This window comes from Streptomyces sp. PSU-S4-23 (assembly GCF_055632315.1).
This window is the reverse complement of the sequence record NZ_JBVMUU010000002.1, coordinates 4,729,209-4,752,180: the sequence shown is the minus strand read 5'-3', so window position 1 is coordinate 4,752,180 and position 22,972 is coordinate 4,729,209. Positions and strand designations below refer to the sequence as shown.

At 71.4% G+C, this 22,972-nt stretch carries 23 protein-coding genes and 1 pseudogene; 11 read left to right on the top strand and 13 right to left on the bottom strand.

Annotated features, from left to right (window positions below):
• Window positions 1-128: 128 nt before the first annotated feature.
• The 5 genes from ACZ79I_RS21825 (at window position 129) to ACZ79I_RS21805 (ending at window position 3,543) form a co-directional block, all read left to right on the top strand.
• Window positions 129-1,037: a phosphorothioated DNA-binding restriction endonuclease gene (locus ACZ79I_RS21825; RefSeq protein WP_471499169.1), complete on the top strand. Its 909-nt coding sequence runs from the start codon at window positions 129-131 to the stop codon at window positions 1,035-1,037.
• Window positions 1,038-1,360: 323 nt separating this feature from the next.
• The gene (locus ACZ79I_RS21820; protein ID WP_471499168.1) at window positions 1,361-2,563 is read left to right on the top strand and encodes an NAD(P)/FAD-dependent oxidoreductase; all 1,203 of its coding nucleotides are present in this window, start codon (window positions 1,361-1,363) and stop codon (window positions 2,561-2,563) included.
• A gap of 215 nt (window positions 2,564-2,778) precedes the next feature.
• A complete protein-coding gene (locus ACZ79I_RS21815; protein ID WP_471499167.1) occupies window positions 2,779-3,099 on the top strand; it encodes a DUF6767 domain-containing protein in 321 nt (106 codons plus the stop codon).
• An 11-nt stretch (window positions 3,100-3,110) separates the two neighbouring features.
• Window positions 3,111-3,287, top strand: a complete 177-nt coding sequence (locus ACZ79I_RS21810) for a helix-turn-helix domain-containing protein (RefSeq protein ID WP_471499166.1) — start codon at window positions 3,111-3,113, stop codon at window positions 3,285-3,287.
• Between the two features lie 79 nt (window positions 3,288-3,366).
• Window positions 3,367-3,543: an EthD domain-containing protein gene (locus tag ACZ79I_RS21805; RefSeq protein ID WP_471499165.1), complete on the top strand. Its 177-nt coding sequence runs from the start codon at window positions 3,367-3,369 to the stop codon at window positions 3,541-3,543.
• Window positions 3,544-3,612: 69 nt separating this feature from the next.
• On the opposite strand, the gene ACZ79I_RS21800 is transcribed toward ACZ79I_RS21805, so the two are convergent.
• Together ACZ79I_RS21800 and ACZ79I_RS21795 are read right to left on the bottom strand one after the other, a co-directional pair.
• Window positions 3,613-3,924, bottom strand: coding sequence for a DUF6234 family protein (locus ACZ79I_RS21800; RefSeq protein WP_471499164.1), 312 nt, complete (start codon window positions 3,922-3,924; stop codon window positions 3,613-3,615).
• Between the two features lie 223 nt (window positions 3,925-4,147).
• Window positions 4,148-6,394: a peptidoglycan recognition protein family protein gene (locus ACZ79I_RS21795; RefSeq protein WP_471505129.1), complete on the bottom strand. Its 2,247-nt coding sequence runs from the start codon at window positions 6,392-6,394 to the stop codon at window positions 4,148-4,150.
• Window positions 6,395-6,807: 413 nt separating this feature from the next.
• Between ACZ79I_RS21795 and ACZ79I_RS21790 the strand changes: the two genes are divergently transcribed.
• The 3 genes from ACZ79I_RS21790 (at window position 6,808) to ACZ79I_RS21780 (ending at window position 10,811) form a co-directional block, all read left to right on the top strand.
• Window positions 6,808-7,626, top strand: a complete 819-nt coding sequence (locus ACZ79I_RS21790) for a class I SAM-dependent methyltransferase (RefSeq protein ID WP_471499163.1) — start codon at window positions 6,808-6,810, stop codon at window positions 7,624-7,626.
• 224 nt (window positions 7,627-7,850) lie between these two features.
• Window positions 7,851-8,933 carry a C40 family peptidase gene (locus tag ACZ79I_RS21785; RefSeq protein WP_471499162.1) on the top strand — a complete coding sequence of 361 codons (1,083 nt, stop codon included), beginning with the start codon at window positions 7,851-7,853 and terminating at the stop codon, window positions 8,931-8,933.
• 591 nt (window positions 8,934-9,524) lie between these two features.
• A complete protein-coding gene (locus tag ACZ79I_RS21780; protein WP_471499161.1) occupies window positions 9,525-10,811 on the top strand; it encodes a PP2C family protein-serine/threonine phosphatase in 1,287 nt (428 codons plus the stop codon).
• Window positions 10,812-10,838: 27 nt separating this feature from the next.
• On the opposite strand, the gene ACZ79I_RS21775 is transcribed toward ACZ79I_RS21780, so the two are convergent.
• The 3 genes from ACZ79I_RS21775 to ACZ79I_RS21765 all read right to left on the bottom strand — a co-directional run bounded on the left by ACZ79I_RS21775 (window position 10,839) and on the right by ACZ79I_RS21765 (window position 12,552).
• On the bottom strand, window positions 10,839-11,174 hold the full coding sequence (locus tag ACZ79I_RS21775; protein WP_471505126.1) for a DUF2516 family protein: 336 nt from the start codon (window positions 11,172-11,174) through the stop codon (window positions 10,839-10,841).
• 96 nt (window positions 11,175-11,270) lie between these two features.
• Window positions 11,271-11,939 (bottom strand): hypothetical protein, encoded by a 669-nt coding sequence (locus ACZ79I_RS21770; RefSeq protein ID WP_471499160.1) that lies wholly within the window; start codon window positions 11,937-11,939, stop codon window positions 11,271-11,273.
• 109 nt (window positions 11,940-12,048) lie between these two features.
• Entirely contained in the window at window positions 12,049-12,552 is a 504-nt protein-coding gene (locus ACZ79I_RS21765) for a helix-turn-helix domain-containing protein (RefSeq protein WP_471499159.1), read from the bottom strand.
• A gap of 261 nt (window positions 12,553-12,813) precedes the next feature.
• Here ACZ79I_RS21765 and ACZ79I_RS21760 point away from each other — a divergent pair.
• Window positions 12,814-13,600, top strand: a pseudogene (locus ACZ79I_RS21760) (nitroreductase family deazaflavin-dependent oxidoreductase); the annotation flags it as partial.
• A 475-nt stretch (window positions 13,601-14,075) separates the two neighbouring features.
• Here ACZ79I_RS21760 and ACZ79I_RS21755 read toward each other — a convergent pair.
• From ACZ79I_RS21755 to ACZ79I_RS21745, 3 genes are all read right to left on the bottom strand, one after another.
• Window positions 14,076-15,173, bottom strand: coding sequence for a phosphotransferase (locus ACZ79I_RS21755; protein ID WP_471499158.1), 1,098 nt, complete (start codon window positions 15,171-15,173; stop codon window positions 14,076-14,078).
• Between the two features lie 162 nt (window positions 15,174-15,335).
• On the bottom strand, window positions 15,336-16,088 hold the full coding sequence (locus ACZ79I_RS21750; protein WP_471499157.1) for an HAD family hydrolase: 753 nt from the start codon (window positions 16,086-16,088) through the stop codon (window positions 15,336-15,338).
• Window positions 16,088-16,966 carry a GntR family transcriptional regulator gene (locus ACZ79I_RS21745; protein WP_471499156.1) on the bottom strand — a complete coding sequence of 293 codons (879 nt, stop codon included), beginning with the start codon at window positions 16,964-16,966 and terminating at the stop codon, window positions 16,088-16,090. The genes ACZ79I_RS21750 and ACZ79I_RS21745 overlap by 1 nt, the downstream gene beginning before the upstream one ends.
• A 228-nt stretch (window positions 16,967-17,194) precedes the next feature.
• On the opposite strand from ACZ79I_RS21745, the gene ACZ79I_RS21740 reads away from it, so the two are divergent.
• A complete protein-coding gene (locus ACZ79I_RS21740; RefSeq protein ID WP_471499155.1) occupies window positions 17,195-17,383 on the top strand; it encodes a hypothetical protein in 189 nt (62 codons plus the stop codon).
• A gap of 4 nt (window positions 17,384-17,387) precedes the next feature.
• Here the strand turns inward: ACZ79I_RS21740 and ACZ79I_RS21735 are convergent, their stop codons facing one another.
• From ACZ79I_RS21735 to ACZ79I_RS21725, 3 genes are all read right to left on the bottom strand, one after another.
• Entirely contained in the window at window positions 17,388-18,299 is a 912-nt protein-coding gene (locus tag ACZ79I_RS21735) for a winged helix-turn-helix domain-containing protein (protein ID WP_471499154.1), read from the bottom strand.
• A 311-nt stretch (window positions 18,300-18,610) separates the two neighbouring features.
• Complete coding sequence (locus ACZ79I_RS21730; protein ID WP_471499153.1) at window positions 18,611-19,870, bottom strand: GNAT family N-acetyltransferase; 1,260 nt, start codon at window positions 19,868-19,870, stop codon at window positions 18,611-18,613.
• 392 nt (window positions 19,871-20,262) lie between these two features.
• Window positions 20,263-20,892 carry an RsiG family protein gene (locus ACZ79I_RS21725; RefSeq protein ID WP_471499152.1) on the bottom strand — a complete coding sequence of 210 codons (630 nt, stop codon included), beginning with the start codon at window positions 20,890-20,892 and terminating at the stop codon, window positions 20,263-20,265.
• Between the two features lie 186 nt (window positions 20,893-21,078).
• Between ACZ79I_RS21725 and dtd the strand changes: the two genes are divergently transcribed.
• Entirely contained in the window at window positions 21,079-21,504 is a 426-nt protein-coding gene (dtd, locus tag ACZ79I_RS21720) for a D-aminoacyl-tRNA deacylase (protein ID WP_471499151.1), read from the top strand.
• A 41-nt stretch (window positions 21,505-21,545) separates the two neighbouring features.
• Here dtd and ygfZ read toward each other — a convergent pair whose 3' ends face one another.
• Window positions 21,546-22,511, bottom strand: a complete 966-nt coding sequence (gene ygfZ / locus ACZ79I_RS21715) for a CAF17-like 4Fe-4S cluster assembly/insertion protein YgfZ (RefSeq protein WP_471499150.1) — start codon at window positions 22,509-22,511, stop codon at window positions 21,546-21,548.
• A 9-nt stretch (window positions 22,512-22,520) separates the two neighbouring features.
• Window positions 22,521-22,958 carry a Fur family transcriptional regulator gene (locus tag ACZ79I_RS21710; protein WP_381092007.1) on the bottom strand — a complete coding sequence of 146 codons (438 nt, stop codon included), beginning with the start codon at window positions 22,956-22,958 and terminating at the stop codon, window positions 22,521-22,523.
• Between the last annotated feature and the right edge of the window lie 14 nt (window positions 22,959-22,972).

Here is a 22,972-nt window from a genome sequence, read left to right as displayed (position 1 = left end):
ACGCGGCGGCGCCGCAGGGCCGCGCTCGGATCGAACGCGGAGACAGGCCGCCGTACTCGGCCGGACCTGCGGGCGCAACGCATCGAGGGCACGCCCGCGGGCCGTGGAACGTCATACGATCACCGGCCATGGACTGGCTCGAGCGCACCGCCAAGCTGAGGCAGTGGACCAGGAGCGGGACGCGCGCCCCGCACAAGCCGCTGCTGCTCCTGTACGCCCTGGGCCGGTTCCAGGAAGACGCCGACGGCGAGCTGCGGTACAGCGCGGTGGAGGAGGACCTGCAACGGCTGCTGACCGAGTACGGCCCGCCGAACAGGACGTCACCCGCCTACCCGTTCCACCACTTGGTCGGCGACGGTGTGTGGGAGGTGCGCACCACCCGCGGGCCGGGCAGTCCGGGAAGCGGGGTACGGGATCTCCGGGAGACGGGTGCCGCCGGACGGCTCGTGCCGGAACTCAGGGCGGCACTCCGCCGCGAACCACCGCTGCTGGGCAGGATGGCGCGGTTGCTGCTCGATCTGCATTTCCCGCCCTCGCTCCACGGCGAACTGTGCGAAGCCGTCGGCCTGGATCTGGAACCGACGCAGGCCGAGCCGCTGTTGAGGGTGCGCAGACAACGGGACCGGCAGATGCGCGAGCTGGTGCTGACCGCGTACGAGTACCGGTGCGCCTTCTGCGGCTACGACGGCAGGGTCGGCGCGGTGCCCGTCGGGCTGGAAGCCGCGCACGTTCGTTGGTGGGCGTTCGACGGCCCGGACGACGTCGACAACGGTCTGTGTCTGTGCTCCCTGCACCACAAACTCTTCGACAAGGGTGTCCTCGGCATCGGCGACGGCCACCGCATCCTCGTCTCACAGCGCTTCGTCGGCCACAGCCCCGCCGCCCGTGCGCACGTCATAGCCCTCGCGGGCCGTCCACTCGTCGGCCCGCAGCCCGGCGCACGCCCCGTCGCGGCAGCCCACCGTGCCTGGCACATCGCCCAGGTGTTCCACGGCACCCCACGACCGGCCGCTGACACAGGCCGTGTCCCGTCGTAGTGGCCGGGTCGGCCGTCGAGCCCCATGAGGCGTCCGCGTCGAATGGATCAGGCCGACGGCACGGAGTCGAACACCGCCGGCATCCTGCGCAGAGCCTTTCCGGCCCGCCCCCCTCGTAGCAGAAGCAGCAGGGAACGGTGGCCGGGCCGCTTCAAACGGACGACCAGGTGCCCACCGAGGCCGCCTCGGCCTATGGCCTGCGCTCCGACGGGGGTGTCCATCGGCTCAGGTCCGATGGGTGAGTCGGCACGGGGTGTCCGGACGTTCGGCCCTATTTCCGGCTGTACCCCATAGCTATCGTTGAGGTGACCCAAGGAGGGGCAATGCGCGCCAAGGTAGTCGTTCTGGGCGGGAATTTCGGCGGTTTGACTGCCGCGATCGCGGTGAAGCACGAGTTGCACGGCGATGTGGACGTGACGGTGATCAGTGACCGGGACCGGTTCCTGTTCAACCCGTCGTTGATCTGGTTGCCGTTCGGCAAGCGAACCCCCGAGGACATCACGTTTCCGGTCGCCCCCACGTTCGAGGCGGCCGGGGTCGAGTTCGTCCAGGACGCCGCCGACCTGATCGACCCGGTCGCGAAGTCGGTCCGGACCGTCTCGGGGCGGGTGGAGCGGTACGACTACCTGATCATCGCGACAGGGACTCGGGAGAACCTGGACGCGGTCGAAGGACTGCGAGACAACTCGCACTGGATCACCTCGCTGGACGGCGCGGTGCGCACCGGTGAGGCGTGGCGGCGTTTCCGCGAGGAGCCCGGTGACATCGTCATCGGCGCTACCCAGGGGGCCAGCTGTTTCGGCGCCGCGTACGAGTTCCTGTTCAACACGTCCTACCAGCTGCGCAAGGCGGGCCTGAAGAAGAAGGCGTCGATCACGTACGTGACGGCGGAGCCGTTCCTCGGGCACTTCGGCATCGGCGGTCTGCCGCACGGCGAGCAGCTTCTGGGGATGTTCCTCCGCAAGGAGAACATCGCGTTCCGGACCGACACGGCGATGGCCACCGTCGATGACGGCGCGATCGTGACCAGCGGCGGGGAGAAGATCCCGTACAAGTTCGCGATGATCGTCCCGCCGTTCGCCGGGCAGGACTTCCTGCGCCGCACGGACGGGCTGACCAACGGCGGCGGGTACGTCGAGGTCCGCGACACGTACCAGAGCCAGCGGTATGACGACATCTACGCGGTCGGCCTGGCCGCGGCGGTACAGGCACCGTGGACGACCCCGACCCCGGTCGGCGTGCCGAAGACGGGCCTGCCGACCGAGCAGATGGCGCATGTCGCGGCCCGTAACGTCGCCGCGCAGATCCGTGGCGAGCAGCCGGCCAGCCACAAGAGTTTCGGTGACATCCCGGCGGTGTGCGTGATGGACGCCGGCAACAACGGTGTGCTGATCCTCGCGGACAAGATGCTGCCGCCGCGCAACCACGGTGTGCTGATCCCGGGGCCGCAGAACCACGCGTTCAAGCTCGCGTTCGAGAAGTACTACCTGTGGAAGATGAAGGGCGGCCACGTCAGCCTCCCGTAACCGCTCGCGGTGGTACCCCTCGGCCGTGATCCGCAGGGGTACCACCGCCGTATCGCCACCGTTCGGACGGTCCTCGCCGGGTCAGCGCCTGGCGGTGACCGCGATCAGGGGCGCCTCCAAGGCACGGGTGAGCCGGCCGGGGGCGGATCCGGACAGCGAGGGCTTGCGTCGGGCCGACGGCCCTCCGAGGTCGGGACGGACGGCGGTAGCCGGCGGTGGCGTGGGGCGGAGACAGTGAAAGTGGCCCGCCGCCGGCCTACGGCGGTGCGGGGCCCGAGCGGAGCGTGATCAAGGTGAGGGATGCGCATCGGCGCCCGGACGCGCGGTGCCCGTTGCGGCCCGGTCAGCCGTGCACCTTGTGCCAGCTGGATGTGACCGGTCCGCAGGACTGCCCACTGGTGTATCTGGTGATGCATGATCCGGATCTCCGCGAGGAGCTGCACAAGAACGCGCTACGGGCGGCGGCCAGTCGCGCTGACCGGCCGGACGACTCACCGGTGAGTGAGAGTTCGCGGTCCGGGCGGCAGAGCGGCTGACCGGGGACACCATGCCCGCTCGCCTCGACCGCCGTCGGGATCACGACACACGGCAGGCCATCACCCAGCGCGTCCCGGCGACCATGCTCCGTGTGCTCGCCCAGCGAGTGCGGGAGTTCCGGGAGGCCCGCGGATGGTCCCGTGACCGGCTCGCCGAGGAAGCGGGTGAGGTCGGGCGGTTCGCCTGACGGCGGCCGACCGGTTCCTGTGGTGATGGAGGCGCGGCAGGGGGTCGGTCGTGGCCGCCCGCCGCGGGAGGGAGAGGGGATGGCAACGACTGCGCGGTTCCTCCTTCTCGTCGCCGAGTTGGACTTCGATGACATCAGCTCCCTGCGGGAGGCGTTCCGGTCGCCCGAAGGTCAGGAGACCGCAGCGGATGTGGCCGTCCTGGCAGCGGGCGCCGGCGTCCACAGCATGGTCTACGAACCGGACGACCTCTGCTGAACTCCACGAGCCCATGACGGCAGGCTCGGCGAGGCCAGGCCGGTGCGCGTCACTCAGCGTCCCCCAGTGTCACTCACCGGCGGCGGAGGAGGCGAGCAGTCCTGCTCCGGCTCCCAGGACGACCAACTGCACGATGCCCGGAATGCGCCACCGCAGGACGAGGAGGCCACCGCCCGTGACGACCGCGCCGATGGCCAGGACCCACATTCCCTGCAAGGCCACCCTGGGCGCGCCGGGCGGATTGTCGCTGTCGTAGCTGTCGGCCCAGCCGGTCATCCCGTAGCGGAACCACAGCCAGGCGATGATCATCAGGTCGATGACGAGCAGCGCCGCGCTGACGCCCATCTGCTGGGCGGTCGACGGCCCGTTCCCGTGCCTCATACCCACCACCGTTGTCCTTGCGGGGGACGGTCGGTCATTCCCGTGTCACTCAGCATGCCGTCGTGGCGGGCACTGCACATGAGCATGGCTACTCAGATGCGCCTTCGGGCAACGGCGCCAGGACCACGGCCCCCGCGGGCCGTCGCCGTCACGGGACCGGCCCCCTGCCCTGGGGTTCTCCGCAGGCAGGGGGCCGGTCGCCGGGGTCAGCGTGGGGCGGGGGTCACTTGATGTAGACGAGGCCGTCGGTGGTGACGGTGGGGCGGCCGGCGGTGCCGACCACGACGATCTTCACGGTGTGCGTCGCGCTGCCGGACCAGGTCCTGGTCCAGATCGCCTGCCGGTACAGGGTGGTCGAGGACTTCAGGTCGACCGTGGCGACCTTGGTGCCGTCGACGTAGACGTACGCCTGACCGGAGCTGGAGGCACGCGAGACCACCCACGCGGCGGAGCGGCCGGTGAAGGTCCAGGTGAGGCTGGCGCCAGGGGAGCCGCTGGAGTAGGACTGGCCGCCGAGGTAGCTGGTGGAGGACCGGGCGGTCCAGCTGCCGTACTTGGTGGCGGCGCTCTCCTGCAGGATCACGGGGGTGTACGCCGGGGAGGACGTGCTGTAGTTGCCGGCGTAGTCGTAGGCGCGCATCGACCAGGTGGCGGCGGTGCCGGAGGCGGCGGTGCGGCTGGAGCTGGTGACGGTCGGGCCGAAGGTGGCCGTGGTCGGGGTCAGCAGCTTCACGTAGCGCAGGGCGGCGTTGTCGGTGGCCTTCCAGCCGAGGGTGACCGGTACGGCGCTGGTGTTGACGGTGCCGGTGCGCAGGGAGAGCTTCGGTGTGGTGGTGAAGGCCGGCGCGGTCGTCTCCGCGACGACGTTCACGGCGGCGCTGGTGGCGGTCTTGCCGGACTGGTGCACGGCCCGTACGGCGACGGTGTGGCTGCCCAGCGCCAGCGTGGTGCCGGCGGAGGTGGCGGTGCCCGAGGTGGTGGCGACGGTCCGGCCGTCGACGAGGAGTTCGTAGCCGGAGATGAGCGAGGCCGGCGTGGTGGCCGTCCAGGCCACGGTGATGGCGCCCTTGGTGTAGTACGTCGAGCCCGAAAGGCCCGCACCGCCGACCGAAGCGACCTTCAGTCCCTGGACGGGGCCGGACGCCCAGGCGCGGACGGTCGGCAGCTGGGCGTAGAGGGAGCTGCCGGGGCACTGGGTGTTGTAGCCGTTACGGTGGCCGGAGATCCGCTGGAAGGTGTAGGTGCTGCCCGCGGTGAAGCCGGTGCCGAAGTAGTTCGTCTGGGTGGCACCCGCGGTGAGCTGGGTGGTGCCGGCCGGGTCGGCGCCGTACTGGCCGAGCTTCCAGGCGGCCAGGCGGGCGATCGAGGTCAGCGCGGCGTTGGAGGCGCTGGTGGAGGTGTAGTTGCCGAGCACCGCGATGCCCGCGGACTCCCGGTTCCAGCCGTAGGTGTGGGCGCCGAGCACGGGCAGGTCGACACCGCCCTTGCGGCCCTCGAAGAGGGTGCCGCACTTGTCGACGAGGAAGTTGTAGCCGATGTCCTTCCAGCCGTTGACCTGCACGTGGTACGCGTAGATGCCCCGCACGATGGAGGCCGAGTCGGCGCAGGAGTAGTCGTTGGCCCCGTCGGTGTGGTGGACGAAGACGGCCTTCACATCCGCGTTGTACTCCGGCGCGTCGGGACTGATCGACTCGTCCGCGCCCCAGTCGGCGCGCGAGGTGATCGGCGGCTCGGGGACGGTGGACGGCGGGGCGGGCGGCACGGTGGGGGCCGGGCTCGTCGAGGGCGAGGCGGATCCCGAGTCGGTCGGTGCCGGCGATGTGGTGTCCGTCGGGGCGGGAGCCGTGGTGTCGGTGGGGGCGGGAACCGTGGTGTCCGTCGGGGTGACGCCGGTGCTGTCGGTGGGCGAGGCGCTCGCGGTGTCGGTGCTCGTCGCGGCGACGAAGCCGGCCGGTTCGCCGGGGGCGCCGGTCGCCTTGGTCTCGGCGGCGGTCACCACGCCCGGGTCGACCAGGTTGACCTCGAGTCCCTTGGGCAGCGACCTGGTGGTGCCGTTCTTGCGGAGCACCTGCACCTGGACGCCGTCGGAGGAGCCGACCCACAGCGGCTCGGAGGCGCCGCGCACACGCGCGTCGGGCTTCTCCAGCGGATCAACGTCCAGTTCGAGGTCGTGCCAGGCGCTCCACTCGCCGGTTTCGAGGCTGCGTGTGCGCACCTGCGCCCTGCCGTCGAGCCGCTCGGCGGCACCCGTCCAGGAAACGCCGAGCATGGAGAACTGCCGGGTGTCCGTGCGCGGCAGTTCCCGCTTGTCGGCCGATGCTCCGTGCAGCGCGAGGTCGTACACCTTCACCGGGCGCTTGGCCCGGCCCGACGCGCCGGGGTCGCCGGAGGGGCTGGCGACGGCATAGGTCACGACCCCGCCGCCTCCCAGCACCACCGCACCGAGTGTCAGCCACGCCCGTCGTTTCAGGCTCAGCGGTTTGTACGCATGCGACGTACGACGACTCACGACGAATTCCACCCCACAGAAGGCCCGGAAAGGCCACAGAAGAAAGTCACGTGGGGCACACCCGTCACAGGGTGGCCCATTTCCCCAGCGGAGCCGGGCCGGTGGACATCACAGGTGGCATGGACAAGAGTGATGCAGATCACCAGGTGACCGGTGGAAGGTGGGGCGTTCCGGACGGTCCGCACACCGGCGGGCGGTGCGGCCGTCGGCCCCGCGCGCTGGGGCGGCGGGATCCTCGTCGCCCGGCCGCCCGCCGCCCCCGGCCGCCCCTCGTCCGCAGACGGGCCGTTGTCCCCAGACAGGCCGTCGTCCACAGATGAGCCGTTGTCCACAGGCCGGCCCGTCCCGCTCCATGGCCGCTTACTCTCGTATCCATGCCAGCCCGCGCCCTGTCCCGCCCCGTGGGTACGGTGACGCGCGGGACCACCAACCCGAACCGACTGCGCCGGATGGACCGCTGGATCGCCGCGGTCCACGGCGCGGAGCTTCGCCGTACGGCGGATCCCGTGGCCGTCGACCTCGGTTACGGGGCCGCGCCGTGGACCGCGGTCGAGTTGCTCCACCGTCTGCGGTCCGCCGCGCCCCGCACCCGTGTGGTGGGCGTCGAGATAGAGCCCGCCCGGGTCGCGGCCGCGCAGCCGTACACCCGCGAGGGCCTGCTGTTCCGGCACGGTGGTTTCGAGGTGCCCGTGACGGGCCGCCCGTCCCTCATACGGGCCGCGAACGTCCTGCGCCAGTACGAGGAGGGCGAGGTCACCGCCGTCTGGGAACGGCTGTGCGCCCGGCTCGCCCCCGCCGACCCGGTGACCGGATCGCGCGGCGGGCTGCTCGTCGAGGGCACGTGCGACGAGATCGGCCGCCGTCATGTGTGGGTCGCCCTCGGCCCCGAGGGCCCGCGCACGGTCACCTTCGCCACCCGGCTCGGCTCCCTGGACCGGCCGTCCGACCTGGCCGAGCGGCTGCCGAAGGCGCTCATACACCGCAACGTCCCGGGCGAGCCCGTGCATGCCTTTCTGCGCGACTTCGACCGCGCCTGGGCCGCGGCCGCGCCCTACGCCTCGTACGGCGCGCGCCAGCGCTGGATACGCACCGTCCGCGGCCTCGCGGTGGACTGGCCGGTCACCGACGGCCCGGCGCGCTGGCGCCAGGGGGAAGTCACCGTGGCCTGGAGGGCGTTGGCGCCCCGCCGCTGAACCCGCTGACCTGCGGGGAACGATCTCCCTGAGTCGTTCGTCACATTCGCGGAAGATCGCCCTAGGGGGGCGCCCGGCGGGGGAGGGAGATCGTCATACGCGTGCGACAGGAGAGGGAGTTTTTTGCGCGGCTACGTCCCGCCTCTGTCGCTTTGCGCGTAGGCGTGGCACGATCCCGTGACGCCGGTAAGTTACTGACGGTAAATCAGCTTTGGGGGCGAAGTATGGCATCCGGGAAGCGGACCATGACCACTGCGGCCATCGCCCTGGTCTGCGCAGTCACCGTGCTGGCCGCACCCGGCGCCGCGTACGCGAGCCCCGGCCGGCCGGCCCCGACACCGGCCCCGGCCGACGGCACGACTCCCACGCCCGGCAAGGACCTCGAGGCGGTCCGCAAGAAGCTGGACGATCTGTACCATGACGCCGCGGTCGCGACCGATGCGTACAACGCCGCCCAGGAGAAGACCGAGAAGCAGTCTGCCGAGATCGTCCGGCTGGCCCGGGAGATCGTCAAGGGCCAGGAGAAGCTCGCCGAGTTGAAGGACCTCGCGGGCGCCGCGGCCCGGGCCCAGTACCGCGGCGGTGGCCTGCCGCCCGAGGTCCAGCTCTGGCTGAGCGACAACCCGCAGCAGTTCCTCGACGACGCGGGCACCGTCCGCCAGGGCGAACGCGCGACCAAAGGGCTGCTCGCCGAGATGACGCGCACCCAGGAGGACTTGCAGCAGTACGCGCGCGACGCCTCCGCGCAGTGGACGAGGCTCGAGGCCAACCGCAAGGCCAGGGAAGAGGCCAAGAAGAGGATCGAGAAGCAGATCGCCGCGGCGGAGAAGCTGGAGTCCCGGCTGAAGAAGCAGGAGCAGGAGCGGCTGCGGAAGCTGGAGGAGGAGGCCGCGTACAAGGCGCAGACCGCCTGGCTCAGCTCCGGCATACTCAAGGAGATCGGCGGCAAGGCGTCCGCGCAGGGTAAGAAGGCCGTGGAGTTCGCCACCGAGCAGATCGGCAAGCCGTACGTATGGGGCGCCGAGGGACCGGCGTCGTACGACTGCTCGGGGCTGACGTCCCAGGCGTGGGCGGCGGCCGGCACCGCCATTCCGCGCACCTCGCAGGAGCAGTGGAAACAGCTCAGGCACGTCGACATCAAGGACATGCGCCCCGGCGATCTGATCATCTACTTCGGCGACGCCAGCCACGTGGCGATGTACATCGGCGACGGCGCCATCGTGCACGCCCCGCGCCCGGGACGGACGGTGACGATCGCCGGCGCGGGCTCGATGCCGATCCTGGGAGTCGTACGCCCGGACGTATGAGAGGGGACGAGGAGCCGCCGGCCCGGGGCGCGAGCCCGGAGGGCACCGTCCGGGCCCGCGCCGGGTCCCCCGTCCGGGGCCCCCGGCCGGCCCCCGACCGATCCGGCCCTTCGGCCCGCCGGCCGAAGCCGTGCTCCGGGCCCCTGTCCCGGGGGAGAACCCCCAGTCCCCCATGGCCCAGTCCCCACAGACGTGATGGGCGCCCCGTGGCCTGCCCCACGGCGCGCGGGCGCACGCCCGTGACCCGCCCCGCAACCGGCGGCGAACCCCCCGTGACCTGCCCCACAACGCAACGGCGCCATCCGACCGTGGCCTCCCCCACCACCCGCGGCACACCCTCCGTGACCTGCCCCACGTGACCTGGAGCACTGTGTCCGCGCGTCAAACCTCCGCCGGCGTGACATTCGTCATTTCCGGTCGGGACGCGCGGTGTCCAACTGAGGTAGGGGATGCGGCATATGACGGTGGCCGGTTGCCCAACGCCACCCGATCGGGCATTCCGTTGCGGCCTCGGCTACCGCTAAGGTCCCCGTCGGTGGGGCGAGTCCCTCGCCCACCGCGCCCTCGGGGGGAGGGAAGGAACCCAAGACGATGCCCGTACCCGTACCGCGGCAGAGAGCGGCCGTGGAGAGTGGTCAGGCTCGAGCCGCGTCCCCGCCCGGGACGCCGGCCGGACAGGGGCCTGCCCGTACCAAGCCCCCGACCGACACACTCACCCTGCTGGTGATCGAGGAGGACCCGGCCGGTTCGCCGATCGTGCCCGAGGCGCTGGACGCGGGAGGCCGCCCCATCCGGCTGCGCACCGCGCGCAACCTCACCGAGGCCGAGCGGCTGCTCACCGACGACGTCCACTGCATCCTGCTGGACCTCGCGCTGCCCGCCCCCGGCCGCGCGGCGGAGGAGAACGACGAGCTGGCCGTGCTGCGGCACGTGCTGCACCTCGCGCCCCGCCACGCCGTGCTCGCGCTCACCACGTCCGGCGACGCCGAGCGCGGTGCGGAGGCGGTGCGCGTCGGGGCCCAGGACTATCTGTTCCGCGACGAGCTGGACGGGCGGCTGCTGAGCCGGGCGATCCGGTACGCGGTCGAGCGGAAGCGGTCCGACACGGCCGAGCGCCGGCTGACCGAGTCCAAGCTGCGGGCCCAGGAGAACGCCCGCCTGGAGCGCGGGCTGCTGCCCACCCCGCTGCTGGAGGGGTCCTCGCTGCGCTTCGCCGCCCGCTACCGCCCCGGACGCTCCCGCGCGCTGCTCGGCGGTGACTTCTACGACACGGTGCGCACGCCGGACGGCACGGTGCACGCGATGATCGGCGATGTCTGCGGGCACGGCCCGGACGAGGCGGCGCTGGGCGTGGAGCTGCGCATCGCCTGGCGCGCCCTGACCCTGGCGGGCCTGTGCGGCGACCAGTTGCTCTCCACGCTCCAGCAGGTCCTGGAGCACGAGCGCGAGAACGACGAGATCTTCGCGACGCTGTGCACGGTGGACATCACGCCGGACGGCCGCCGGGCCGGGCTGTGCCTGGCCGGTCACCCGTCCCCGCTGATCGTCCGCCCGCAGCGGCCTGCCGAGTTGCTGCCGTACGACGGCAACGGCCCCGCGCTCGGACTGCTGCCGCACGCCCGCTGGCCGCGCACACAGGTCGAGCTGGGCCCGGCCTGGAGCCTGATGCTGTACACCGACGGCCTGATCGAGGGCCGGGTCGGCCAGGGCGGCGAACGCCTCGGCCAGGACGGCCTGGTGGCGCTGGTCCGCCGCCGGCTGGCCGAAGGCCTGAACGGCGAGGAGCTGCTGCGCACGACGGTCAACGAGGTCCGCGACCTCAACGGCGGCGAGCTGACCGACGACATGGCGGTCGTCCTGCTCGACCGCGAGCCGTAGCCTCGCGCCGGGGCACCGCCCGGCCGGCTACCTTCCGCCGTTGTAGGGACCGTACGGACCGTCGCTGCTGCTTCCGCCGCGGCGGCCGCCGCCGGAGACCTGCTTCAGCGCGGGCCGCACGTCCACGATGTAGACGATGCTCGCGATGACGCCGATGATCGGCAGGAACGAGAAGAGCGAGAAGAGGTAGCTCACCACGAGGGCGAGCCCCAGGATGATCAGCCAGAACACCTTGTTCTGCTTGTCGGCGGCGCGGAAGGCGTCCTCGCGCCGGAAGGCGGCGTCGAACAGCCCGAACGCCGCGAGGGCCATCAGGACGATCTTCAACAGCCCCAAGAACCCCGCGAAGCCCAGCATCAGCATGGTGTCCACCGCCCGTTCCGCTCACTCCTACGCCGCCACCGTACCCGTAAGAACGGGCCGGACACCCCCAGGGTGCCCGGCCCGTCCCCGTGCTGCCTACTTGGCCGGCGGCGTGGTCTTCTTCGCGACCGGCTTGCGGGCCGCGGGGGCCTTCTTCACCGGGGTCTTCTTCGCCGCGGCGGCCGCGGCGGGCTCGGCCCTGACCTCGGTCCTGGCCTCGGCCGGCTTCCGCTCGTCCCTGACCTCGACGGGCTCCGGCTTGCCCTCGACGGCGACAGCGAGCTCCTCGATCTCCTCGGCGGCCTCGCCGCGCCAGGTCTTCACGGCCTGCTCGCCGTGCTCGGCCACCTTCTCGTAGGTCTCACGGGCCTTGACCGCGTACTCGGCGGCCACGCCGACGCCCCGCAGGGCCAGGTCCTGGGCGGTCTCACCGAGCTTCTTCAGATCGGCGTCGAGGGTGCTGCCGAGCTTCTTGATGTCGGCGTCGAGCGACCCGAAGAACTCGTGGACCCTGGCCTGGACGGACTCCTGGGTCTCCTTGGCGCGGGCGGTGGCCTTCTTGGCACGCTCGGCCGCCTTCTCCTGGACGGCCTTGGGGTCGGTGTTGCGCATGGCCTCGATGCGGGCCGGTGCCTCGGTGCGCAGCTGCTCGACCAGGGCCGGCACCTTCTTGGCCTGCTGGATGGCCAGGTCGGCGGTGCCGGCGGCGAAGTAGAGGGGGGTCGGGTCACTGAGGGTCTTGCGCAGGTCGTCGGTGATGGCCATGGCGATGGTCCTCCCGGTTCGGCTTTCGGCTGAGGGTTTCGGGTGGTCCGCGGGACGCCTGCCGGTCGTCCCGTCGATCCCTGTTGTGGCGGTCATCTCGGTCGTCCCGTCACCTGGCGGTCCGCCGCGGACCGGCATCGCTGCCGTCGGCCGTGCGGGGGCCGGGGGCGGCGGTGTCCTGGGCGTCGTCCGTGTCCTGGGCCTCCTGAGCCACCGGGCCGTTCTCGTCCGCCGTGCCCGCCCGGGCGATCCCGAAGCCGTTCTCCTTGCGGAAGGACTCGTAGATCTGGAGCAGCACCTGCTTCTGCCGCTCGGTGAGCGTGGTGTCGGCGAGGAGGGCGGCACGCGTCGCACCGTCGCGCTGCCACTCCTCGCGGTCCCGCTCGGCGTCGAGGATGCCGGCCCGCACGTACAGCGTCTCGGCGGAGATCCGCAGGGCCTTGGCGACCTGCTGCAGCACCTCCGCGCTCGGCTTGCGCAGCCCGCGCTCGATCTGGCTCAGATAGGGGTTGGACACGCCGGCCGCGTCGGCGAGCTGCCTGAGCGACAGCTGGGCGTTGCGCCGCTGTTCGCGCAGGTACTCACCGAGATTGCCGACGTTGAGCGATGCCATGCCTCCACTGTGCCCCAGGTCTGCTAACAATTGCAAGCAGGTGCTTGCAAAAGTGTGCTGCGCCACGCCGGGTACCGCACCACCGGCGTACATCCCATACCGGCGGCGCGCGGAACGCCGGGAGGCACCGCCGCGCAGACGGGTGACCGACGGCGACGAGGGCGATGGGCCCGCCGTTGCCACCACGGCGCGTACCCCACTACGGTGGCGCCATGACTGCCGGGTCGGCCTTGTGCCGTGAGCGAGTCGGGTGCCCGGCCTCTGAGTGAGGCGGGGGCGGGCCAGGGGCCCGCCACCACCCCTCTCGGCTACTACCCCGACAGCGGCGACCGCGTCCTCGTGATCGCGTCGGCCGGCGGCTCCCCCCGGCATCCGGACTGGTTCCGCAACCTCGTGGCCACCCCCCGGGTCACCGTGGAGACGGGTGTCTTCACCTACGAGGCGACCGCCGTCGTGCTGGATCGCGCCGCCCGCGAACTCGCCTTCGCGCGCCGTCGAGGCGGACCCCGGCTGGGCCGAGTACCAGGCGAAGACGGACCGGACCATTCCGGTCGTCGCGCTCCGGGAGAACGCCAGGCCGGGCCCGCCGGTCATCGACGCGTCCTCCCCCGGCGAGGCCATCAAGGCCGTCCACGATGTCTTCCGCCGTGAACTGGGCCTGATCCGCGCTGAGTTCGCGGCATCGGGCGGTGGCACGACGCTGGGTGCCCAGCTCCGCGTCAACTGCCTCACGCTCTGCGCGGGGCTCGGCAACCACCACACCGGGGAGGACACCGCCCTGTTCCCGTTCCTGGGCGACCGCCATCCGCATCTGGCGCCGGCCCTGGACCGGCTGCGCCGCGAACACGAGCGGATCACCGCCCTCCTCGACGGCCTGCGCCGGGTCGTGTCGCGACAGGACGCCGACCCCGTGCACGTGCTGCCCGAAGTGGAACGGCTCACCGCCGAGCTGGAGGCCCATCTCACCTACGAGGAGGAACAGCTGGTGCCGCTGCTGGGGTGCTCCCGGCGAGGCCGGGGCGGCCGGGCGCCGTCGAGGCGCCGGTGAGGGGTGAACGAGCCCTGGGGGGAGGGGAGTGAGGGCTCGCGTGAGCTCCGCCCTCACCGGCCCGCTCACGGTAACGGCGGAAGCGGCGGACCGGGTGCGGGCTCGGTCATGACTCGGTCCCCCTTCCGTAACACGGGTGCCCGAGACGGCGGATCACCACGGCAGCGGGCGCGTGTGCACCCCGTCCAGCCGGGACACCGCCCCGTCAGGACGACGTACAGGACGTACAGCCGGTGCAGCCCTCGAGCCTCCGCCTCCGCGAAGGGGGGCCCGCGGGGAGTTCGCGCAGATGCCCGGCCCGGCTGCTCGCCGGTGACGACCTGCTCGTCGGTGCCGTCGGTCATGGCGGCGAGGGCGGCGCGGCAGCGGTCGTGGTAGGCGCGTTCGCCGGTGGGGGCCTCTGGGCCGAGCCCGGGTGCTCCGCGGGCAGCCAGGTGCCCCGCCGCGCGGGTCCGGCGCGCGACGGAGGCCGTGGTCACCCCCGGGACGGGGCGCCCGGGCGCCGCCACCGGCTGAGCGACGACATGACCTCGCCCGCGGTCGGGACGGTGTCCAGGCCCAGCGGGCGCGCGGCGGCGGCCAGCACCTTCCGCAGCCTCACGGCCTCCTGTTCCCCTACAGGCCCGGCGGAATCCGGCCGGGCGTCGAGGACCTGGGTGGCACGGACGACGTCGGTGAACACGGACTGGGCCCGCTTGAAGTCGAGCAGTCTGGGCAGATCCTCCTCCCAGCCCTCCGTGCTCCCGCTCCGCTCCTCCTCCATCACCTCGCACCACCGCTTCGCCATCAGGTCGTGCTGCGCCTTCGGATAGCGCATCAGATACAGATGGGTGGCCAGGTCGTAGAGGGGGTCACCGACCATCGCCAGCTCCCAGTCGATGGTCCACAGCCGGCCCTGGAGGTCGACGACGAAGTTCTCCCGGTGCAGGTCCGCGTGGAGCAGGCAGAACGGACGCTCCCTCAGGCCGGCCACATGCCGTCTGAGCCGGGTGAAGCAGTCGTCGTCCAGGCCCAGCGAGGTGAACAGGCCGGGAAACCGCTCCAGGTTCTCCCGGTACACGCGCTCCTCGGCGAAACAGACGAGGCGCTCCAGGAATCCCGCGGTGTCCCCTTCGGCCGACCTGTCCTCGGGCCTGCACTCGCGTGCCACATCGAGGGATCCCGGCCCCACCCGGGCCAGTTGGCGGAACAGGTCGAGGATCTGGGCGGCGATGGAGTCGGGCACCTCGTGGCCGGACCGGTACAGCGAACCCAGTGTCCGCCCTTCGACGAACCGCTGCAGGCGCACGCCGTCCGCGACCTCGATGAGCTCGGGAATGCCCGTGATACGGCCCTGCAGGGCGCTCAGCAGTGTCTCCTCCGAGGCGAAACACCGGCGGTCGAACCAGAGCAGATCGCTGCGCGGCTCCCGGCACTTGCCCCGGCCCGGATGCGCGCCGGCGACCTCTGCGGGCAGCGGGATCACATACGTCTCGTGGTGGTAACCCCCGAGCGGCCCCTCGACCGCGCTCGGATCGCCGCTCATCTCGGCGGCGCGTTCTCGCACGGGAGATGAGACGTGTTCGGCTTGCATCGTTCGTTCCCTGGCATGAGAGCGCACCTGTGGTGCGGAAGTGAAGCACGGTACTCCCCCACGGGTGAGCATGGTGCCAGAAGAGATCGCTTCCCGTACCCGGTCCCCTTCGTGGCGCACGGAACTTCCCGGGACCGCACCCCGTGTGCCACGGCGTGTCCGTCAATGCGGAGTGCGCTCCCGCAGGACCCGCAGCACCGCGTCCAGTGACCTCACGGTCACCTCGGCGCCCGCGTCGCGCAGGAGTTTCTCCTTGCGTTCGTCACCCGCGTAACCCAGGAACCGCACACCCGCCTGTTCGGCGGCCCGGAGGTCCGAGGGGGTGTCGCCGATCATGAGGGCGGTGTCGGTGGCCGCTCCCATCGCCCGCAGGGCGCGGTTGAGGTGGTACGGGTCCGGCTTCTGCTGGTGGAGTTCGCGGGTACGGCCGTAGATGTGCGGGGTGAAGCAGTCGGCGAGTCCACGGCCGCCCAGGTACTCGGCGACCGTGCGCGCCGAGTTGTTCGTGGTGACCGCGAGCCGTGCGCCGAGGGCCGTCCAGGTGCGTATCAGCGGGTCCGCGTACGCGGTGGGCCGGGCGGAGGGGACGGCTCGCAGCTCCTGCTGGGTGAGCAGTTCCTCCAGTTCGGCCACGAGATCGCTGCCCTCGTGCCGCTGATGGACCGCGAGCAGGACGGCCTGAGGGTCGGGATGGCCCGTCTCCTCCTCGGTCAGCAGTCTGAGCAGCCCCTGCCGCGTCAGCCACTTCACCAGTTCCCGTGCGACCTCCACCGCCGAGTAGCCCGCGAACAGCCGGCAGATCGGCCCGTCGAAGTCGAAGAGGATGTGGCGCGCACCCGTGATCAGTGCCCGCAGTTCCTCTGTCCGTGCTGTCTTCGCCGCCGCCGGATCGGTGTGCGTCGTATCAGAAGTCACTAGGAGAGTGTCAGGTCCGTCGTGATGGTTTCCCAGAGGGCGTCGAACCACTTCTGGGACTGGTCCACGAACGCGGCGTCGCGCTGGCCCGCCCGGCGCTCGAAGGAGAACAGCAGGGACTTGGATCCGAGGGTGTCGTACATCTCCAGCGTCCGGCTCTCCACCTCCTCCTCACGCCTGGTGAGCATGTAGTAGGCGATCAGGGCCTCCGCCCCGTTGAGGAGGTACAGCTTCACCGGCGGGGTGAAGGGCAGCGCGCGGAACGTCACACGCACGTCGATGCCGTGGGACGAGCGCAGGGCCAGCAGGTTGTGGCGCAGGACGTGCCCCTGGGCGTTGCGCTGGCCGAGCCAGCGCTTGTGGACCGGGTCCTCGTCGCCGGGGTTCTCGACGGAGACCGGGAACGCCAGGTTGATCTCCCGGGAGGGCAGCAGGATCCGCACGTCGATCGACCTGGGCCGGATGCGCCCCTCGTGGATCAGCCGGACCGGTTCGCCGAGCGCCAGCATCAGGGTCTCGGCCGTCAGGCAGGCCGCGTCGATGCGGACGTGCGGCGCGGCGAACGCCTCCGTGAGCCTCGGCGCCAGTCCCACCATGGTCGGCTGTGGCTCGTCACTGACCGGCTGGGGTTCGGCGATCCGGGGCGGGCTTCCCTTGCTGACGTTGCTGAGCAGGCCGTCGTCCTGGAGGGCGCGCAGGGCCTGGCGGACCGTTCCCCGTTCCACGCCGAACTCCTCGGCCAGTTCGGCCTGGGTCGGCAGGCGCTCACCCGCCTTCAGGTCGCCGGTGCGGATGCGGTTCCGCAACGTGTCGGCGATCTCCTGCGGCGAGAGCCTTCTGCTGCCGTTCACTGCAACGTTCTCCTGTGTCACGACCAAACGCTACAACCCCCGTCCATCTATGGGGAGTTGTTTGAGGGTTGTTTATAAGCAGAGACCAACTGGGGATAACTTCAATGAAGTTGGTTACCAACTCGGCATAGTTGGCGGAGGGTTTGCCTCCTCTCACGCATCATCCGCAGGTAGTCACCTCATGCACATGTCTCGTTCCCCCTTGCCCCGCCGCCCGGCCCCCCGGGAGCCGACACTTCGGAAAGAGGTCCCACCGTGCCCGCCATAGCCCTCCTCTCCGCCGTCCTCGTCGTCGGCTTCGAGCAGTTCGTCCAGTGGCAGTACGGCCCCATGGGCATCGTCGGCCTGCTGCTGATCAGCGTGGGCGTCAAGGCCAAGAGCCCCGCCTGCAGCTCGCTCGGGGCCGTCGTCCTCGCCGTGATGGTCTCCCAGCCCGCCCTCTGACCGGCTAGTTCCCGAACTCCAGGTCGGAACTGATCGTCTCCCACAGCGCGTTGAACCACAGATGCGACTGCTCCACGAAGGTCGTGTCCCGCAGTCCGGCTCCCTGCGCGAAGGGGAACAGCATGGACTGCGTGCCCTCGGCGTCGTACATCTCCAGGTACTCGTGGTCGACCTCCTCACCGCGTCGCGTCACCGTGTAGTACGCGAACAGCGCCTCGGTCCCGTTGAGCAGGTACAGCTTCACCGGCGGGGTGAAGGGCAGCGCGCGGAAGGAGACATGGACGTCGACACCGTGCGTGCTGCGCAGCGCCAGCAGGTTGTGCCTGAGGACCTGGCCCTGCGCGTTGCGCTGGGCCAGCCAGCGCCGGCGCAGCCGCTCGCTGTCCGTGCCCTCCACCGGCGTGGGGAACGCCAGATCGATCCGGCCGCTCGGCAGCAGCACGCGCACGTCGACCTTGGCCGGTTTCATGCGCCCCGCGTGGATCTCACGCAACGGCTCGCCCATCGCCAGCGTCAGGGACACCGCGGTCAGGCACAGGGCGTCGATCTCCACGTGCGGCGCCGCGAACGCGGTGGATATACGGGGAGCGAGCGCCACCATCGTGGGCTGCGGCGGGACCTCGGGCCCGGCCGCCAGGGCCTCGCCCGCGTGCCGGGCGACGGTCGCCGGGCTTCCCTTGGACACGTTGGTGAGCAGGTGCTCCGACTGCAGGATGCGCAGCGCCTGGCGTACCGCCCCCCGCTCCACGCCGAACTCGTCCGCCAGCCTGGCCTGCGTGGGCATGCGCTGGCCCGGCTGCAGCACCCCGGACCTGATCCGGCTGCGCAGTTCGTCGGCCACCTCGTGGTGCGACCTCTGTGGCCGTTGTGACCTCTTCCGCCCATTGACGGCAGCGTGTTCCGGCTCCACGACCAAACACTACAACTTCACGCCATCTTCTGGCAGTTCAGAGGAAGGTGGTTATGAGACGTCTCCAAACGGAGATAAGTAAGCTGAAGTTGGTCACCAACTTCGCCCAAACACGGCGGGCCCTGGCAGTTCGGCCGACCGGGCTCCCTTCCGGAGGGGAGCCGGGAGCCTGGTCGGTCCGCACCATCCCGCACCATCACCACCACAACCGAATCACGGGACAAACAACCACAACCGAACAGCTACGGATGCACAGCACGGCACAGCACGCGCAGCCCACCCGCACGGAAGGAGCGCCACCCGGGGCCGGCGACGGCTCAGAACATGTCCGGGCACCACGGTCGCCTGGACGTACGCAGCAGGGCGTCGGCGACGGAGGCGGCGCCCTCTTGCTGTTCCCGCACACGTCCGAGCGCGGCGAGCCGCACCGCGGACTCGTCGCCCAGCCACAGGGTCGCCAAGTCGCCCACGGTGAGCGTCAGATGGGGCTCCCGGTCGGTACGCGCGCACGCGGCGCCGTCCGGGCCCGCCTCCAGCCGGTAGCGGCCGGCGGCCGGCCCCGTCTCGTCCACGACCTCCAGGACGAGCGTGCCAAGGGCCCCGTAGGTCCGCGCCTCCAGGGCGCGTACGACGTCCAGGATCCGCACCCACAGCCAGTCCGCGTACGTGGTCAGGCGTGCCGCGCGCGGGTCGGGCAGGAGGTGCGGCAGCAGGTCGTCCGGTGCGCGGTCGCCGGTCTTCACCGTGGTGATCCAGTCGATCGAGCAGAGGTAGTGCCACAGGGCCCGCTCGGCGGCCGGGCTCGTGGTGATCAGGCTCCTCACGGTCGCCGTGTTCTGGGGCCGCTTGTCGTCTCCCCAGTGGTCGTCGCACTCGTAGACGGCGAGGCCGTCGATCTCGCCGGACGCGGAGCGGTGGACGGCGTAGAAGGGTTCCGTCCAGGGTGTGCGGTCGAGCCGTACGGCGCCCGTGCTCACCTGCCACCAGCGGTCGTCGCGGGACACCGCGCCGGGCAGCCCGCGGCGGAGGCGTTCGTGCAGTTCCGGGCCCGACTTGCGGACCTCGGCCCCGTCGACGAGGTCGACTCGGCCCCCGTCGGGGTCCAGGGCGGGGCGGCGCGGGTCGAGACCCGTGCGGGGGACGTCGATGGTCCACTGCGCGGTGTGGGTGGCGGGGCCGAAGCCGTAGCGGCCGTAGATGGGGTACTCGGCGGCGATGAGCGTGGCGACGACGTCGCCGCGCTCCGCCGCGGCGGCGAGGTCGAGCGCCATCATCCGGGTCAGGAGCCCGCGGCGGCGGTGGGTGGCGGTCACCGTGACGTTGGTGATCGCGTCGGCGGGGACGGTCCTCCCGCCGACGGCGGTGAGCTCCTGGGGGAAGGAGCGGAAGGTGGCCGTGCAGCGGCCGCCGTCGAAGGCGGCGAGGGTACGGGACGGGACGATGTACGTACTGCGGTCGGCGACCTCGTCGTCGGACACGTGGGGGGAGCGGAGGAAGCCGGCGTTGAGGGCGCGGATCCAGTCCGGCATCTCGGATTCGGTGATGGCGCGTACGCCGAGGTCCTCTGGGCGGCTCATGGGACCACGCTAGGGGGACGGCGACGGGGGTGTCGCGCGGATTTCCGGTGCCCCGGGCCTCCGGAGCCGGGCGCGGGCGGGGGTGCGTGTGCGGCACTCGGCCCCCCGGGGCCGCCTCCGGGAACTGCGCGTCCCGGGCGCCCGGGACGGCGTCCCCGTGTCCCGGCTCAAGGATCCGGATCACCGCCCGGTCCGCCCCGGCCCGGCGGGCCCGCCGGTCCGCCCCGGCCCGGCGGGCCCGGCGGCCCCCTCGCCAGCGCCGGCGATGGGGCGGACGCGCCGGCCCCGGGGCAGAAACCGGGGCCCGGGGCAGAAACCGGGGCCGGTGGCGCCAGAACCGCGCTCGGGCCGCCGGGTTGTGCCCGGGAGGCCCGGTTCGCCGGGCCCGGTCGTCAGACGAGCAGGTCGTCGATCCGGGCTTCGCCCTCGCGGTATCTGCGGGCGATCTCGGCGCTGCAGTCGTCCGCGGTGCGCTGCAGCCGCTGCCGTCGCCGGGAGACCCGCTGCTCGTACCGGACGAGCCGGAGCATGCCGGCCCCCAGTTCGTCGTCCGTGCGCGCCTGGAGGTCCGACAGTTCGACCTCGGCGAGCATCTCGGCCGCCAGCCGCCGGTACTCCTCGCCGTGCGGTGGAGCGAGCGTCACATGACGCGCCGAGGAACGCTGACGGGCGGGCCCGTCCCTGAGGATCTCGGCGAGCCGCTCCATGACCCCCTCGGGTGCCCGCCCCCCGCGCCGGGCCAGTTCCGCCCGCAGGATGTCGATGCGGCCCTGCAGCAGCCGCCGTACATAACTGAGGTCGGCCTCGTCCCGCTGGGCGTCCCGGCGCAGCGCGCGCAGTTCGGGCAGCCGCAGCGCGGCCAGGTCGCGCGGCTGGGGGTACCCCCTGCTCGAAGAGCTCGGGGGGAGGTCCGCGGGCACGGGGCTGTCCGTGCGCTGCAAGGGCGGCCGGCACTCCCCCATGCCTGCCGTACGGGCGGACGCCACGACCCCGCGCGGCTGCCCGACACTCGATGTGCTCATGTACCTTTTACCGTCCCCTCGACCGGCGCGGCGCCCCCACGGATGCGCCACGACAGACGCATCGTGCCACCGCGCGGGGCCGCCGTGTGACCGAGTGCTCCCGATCGGCCCCGGATGGGGGGGTTAAGGGTTGATAAGAATCCCCTCATAAGAGATCATCGCCGAACGCACGGCATGATGGTCCCCATGCGTGCGGTGGTGCAGAGGGTGGACGGCGCGAGCGTCGTCGTGGACGGCGAGACGGTCGGCGAGATCAGCGGCGAGGGGCTGTGCGTGCTCGTCGGGGTCACGCATGAGGACACCAAGGAGAAGGCGGCCCAGCTGGCGCGCAAGCTGTGGTCGATCCGCATGCTGCACGACGAGAGGTCCTGCTCGGACATCGACGCGCCGCTGCTGGTCATCAGCCAGTTCACGCTCTACGGCGACGCCCGCAAGGGACGCCGCCCCACCTGGAACGCGGCGGCCCCGGGCGATGTCGCCGAGCCCCTCGTCGACGAGGTGGTCGCCCGGTTGCGGGCGCTGGGAGCGACGGTGGCGACGGGCCGGTTCGGTGCGCGGATGCGCGTGTCCCTGACGAACGACGGCCCGTTCACCGTGCTGCTGGAGATCTGACGGGATTTCCGACGGGCCCCCGAGCCCCGGCCCGGCGGTCCCTACGGCTCGACGACCACTTCCTGTGCCGCCGCCGTCGAGTCCGCGACCAGGCCGGCGTCCACCGGGACGTTCCGCTTGACCAGGGCGAGGGCGACGGGGCCCAGCTCGTGGTGGCGTACCGAGGTCGTCACGAAGCCGACCTTGCGGCCGTCCGGGCCGTCGTCCGCGAGGCGCAGCTCCGTACCGTGCGGCGGCAGATGGACCTCGCTGCCGTCCAGATGGAGGAAGACCAGGCGGCGCGGCGGCTTGCCCAGGTTCTGCACCCGGGCGACCGTCTCCTGGCCGCGGTAGCAGCCCTTCTGGAGGTGGACGGCCGAACCGATCCAGCCCAGTTCGTGCGGAATGGTGCGATGGTCGGTCTCGAAGCCGAGGCGCGGGCGGTGCTGTTCGACGCGCAGCGCCTCGTAGGCGAGGATCCCGGCCGGGGGGCCGTTCCGCCCGGCGTACGACTCCAGGTCCGCACGCGGCAGGAAGAGGTCGCGGCCGTACGGCGTCTCGCGGACCAGGACGCCCTCGGGGGGCTCGGCGATCGAACCGGCCGGCAGGTACACGATCGCGAAATCGTCCGTGCGGTCGGCGACGTCCACGCGGTAGAAGAACTTCATGGACTCCAGGTACGCGATCAGCGCGTCCTGGGTGCCCGGCTCGACGTGCGCCCAGACCGTGGTGCCGTCGTCGACCAGGTAGAGCGCGTGTTCGATGTGACCGTGTGCGGAGAGGATGAGCGCCTCGGTGGCCTGGTGCGGGGGCAGCTCGCTGACGTGCTGGCTGAGCAGCAGGTGCAGCCAGCTCAGCCGGTCCTCGCCGCTGACGGTGACGACACCGCGGTGCGAGAGGTCCACGAATCCGGAGCCCTCGGCAAGGGCACGCTGCTCACGGAACAAGTCGCCGTAGTGGGCGGCGACGCCTTCGTCCACGCCCTCGGCGGGAACGGCGCCGGGCAGGGACAGCAGGGGACTCTTCATGGTCCAAGCCTACGACTCGGTACTTGAACCCTTGAGGGAACAGTCCCTGCAACGGCCGAAGATCGCGAAGTGCTTCATGTCCGTGTCGAAGCCGAAGGTCTCGCGGAGCTTGGCGGTGAACTCGCCGGCCACCGAGAGGTCGGCCTCGATGACGCCGGTGCAGTCGCGGCACACCAGGTGGATGTGCTGGTGCCGGTCCGCGAGGTGGTAGGTCGGGGCACCGTGGCCCAGATGGGCGTGGCTGACCAGCCCGAGCTCCTCCAGGAGCTCCAGGGTCCGGTAGACGGTGGAAATGTTGACCCCCGACGCCGTCTTCCTCACTTCCACGAGGATGTCGTCGGGGGTGGCGTGCTCCAGGGCGTCCACGGCTTCGAGCACGAGTTGCCGCTGCGGGGTCAGCCGGTAGCCGCGCTGCCGCAGATCGCTCTTCCAGTCGGTGCTCACCACACTGAAGAGTCTAG

Bases quoted from the DNA above. Each gene is read 5' to 3' on its own strand.
- ACZ79I_RS21785 (WP_471499162.1), top strand. From the start codon at position 7,851: ATGGCATCCGGGAAGCGGACCATGACCACTGCGGCCATCGCCCTGGTC.
- ACZ79I_RS21820 (WP_471499168.1), top strand. From the start codon at position 1,361: ATGCGCGCCAAGGTAGTCGTTCTGGGCGGGAATTTCGGCGGTTTGACT.
- ACZ79I_RS21825 (WP_471499169.1), top strand. From the start codon at position 129: ATGGACTGGCTCGAGCGCACCGCCAAGCTGAGGCAGTGGACCAGGAGC.
- ACZ79I_RS21805 (WP_471499165.1), top strand. From the start codon at position 3,367: ATGGCAACGACTGCGCGGTTCCTCCTTCTCGTCGCCGAGTTGGACTTC.
- ACZ79I_RS21775 (WP_471505126.1), bottom strand. From the start codon at position 11,174: ATGCTGATGCTGGGCTTCGCGGGGTTCTTGGGGCTGTTGAAGATCGTC.
- dtd (WP_471499151.1), top strand. From the start codon at position 21,079: ATGCGTGCGGTGGTGCAGAGGGTGGACGGCGCGAGCGTCGTCGTGGAC.
- ACZ79I_RS21770 (WP_471499160.1), bottom strand. From the start codon at position 11,939: ATGGCCATCACCGACGACCTGCGCAAGACCCTCAGTGACCCGACCCCC.
- ACZ79I_RS21810 (WP_471499166.1), top strand. From the start codon at position 3,111: ATGCCCGCTCGCCTCGACCGCCGTCGGGATCACGACACACGGCAGGCC.
- ACZ79I_RS21725 (WP_471499152.1), bottom strand. From the start codon at position 20,892: ATGAGCACATCGAGTGTCGGGCAGCCGCGCGGGGTCGTGGCGTCCGCC.
- ACZ79I_RS21780 (WP_471499161.1), top strand. From the start codon at position 9,525: ATGCCCGTACCCGTACCGCGGCAGAGAGCGGCCGTGGAGAGTGGTCAG.
- ACZ79I_RS21755 (WP_471499158.1), bottom strand. From the start codon at position 15,173: ATGCAAGCCGAACACGTCTCATCTCCCGTGCGAGAACGCGCCGCCGAG.
- ygfZ (WP_471499150.1), bottom strand. From the start codon at position 22,511: ATGAAGAGTCCCCTGCTGTCCCTGCCCGGCGCCGTTCCCGCCGAGGGC.
- ACZ79I_RS21765 (WP_471499159.1), bottom strand. From the start codon at position 12,552: ATGGCATCGCTCAACGTCGGCAATCTCGGTGAGTACCTGCGCGAACAG.
- ACZ79I_RS21730 (WP_471499153.1), bottom strand. From the start codon at position 19,870: ATGAGCCGCCCAGAGGACCTCGGCGTACGCGCCATCACCGAATCCGAG.
- ACZ79I_RS21790 (WP_471499163.1), top strand. From the start codon at position 6,808: ATGCCAGCCCGCGCCCTGTCCCGCCCCGTGGGTACGGTGACGCGCGGG.
- ACZ79I_RS21800 (WP_471499164.1), bottom strand. From the start codon at position 3,924: ATGAGGCACGGGAACGGGCCGTCGACCGCCCAGCAGATGGGCGTCAGC.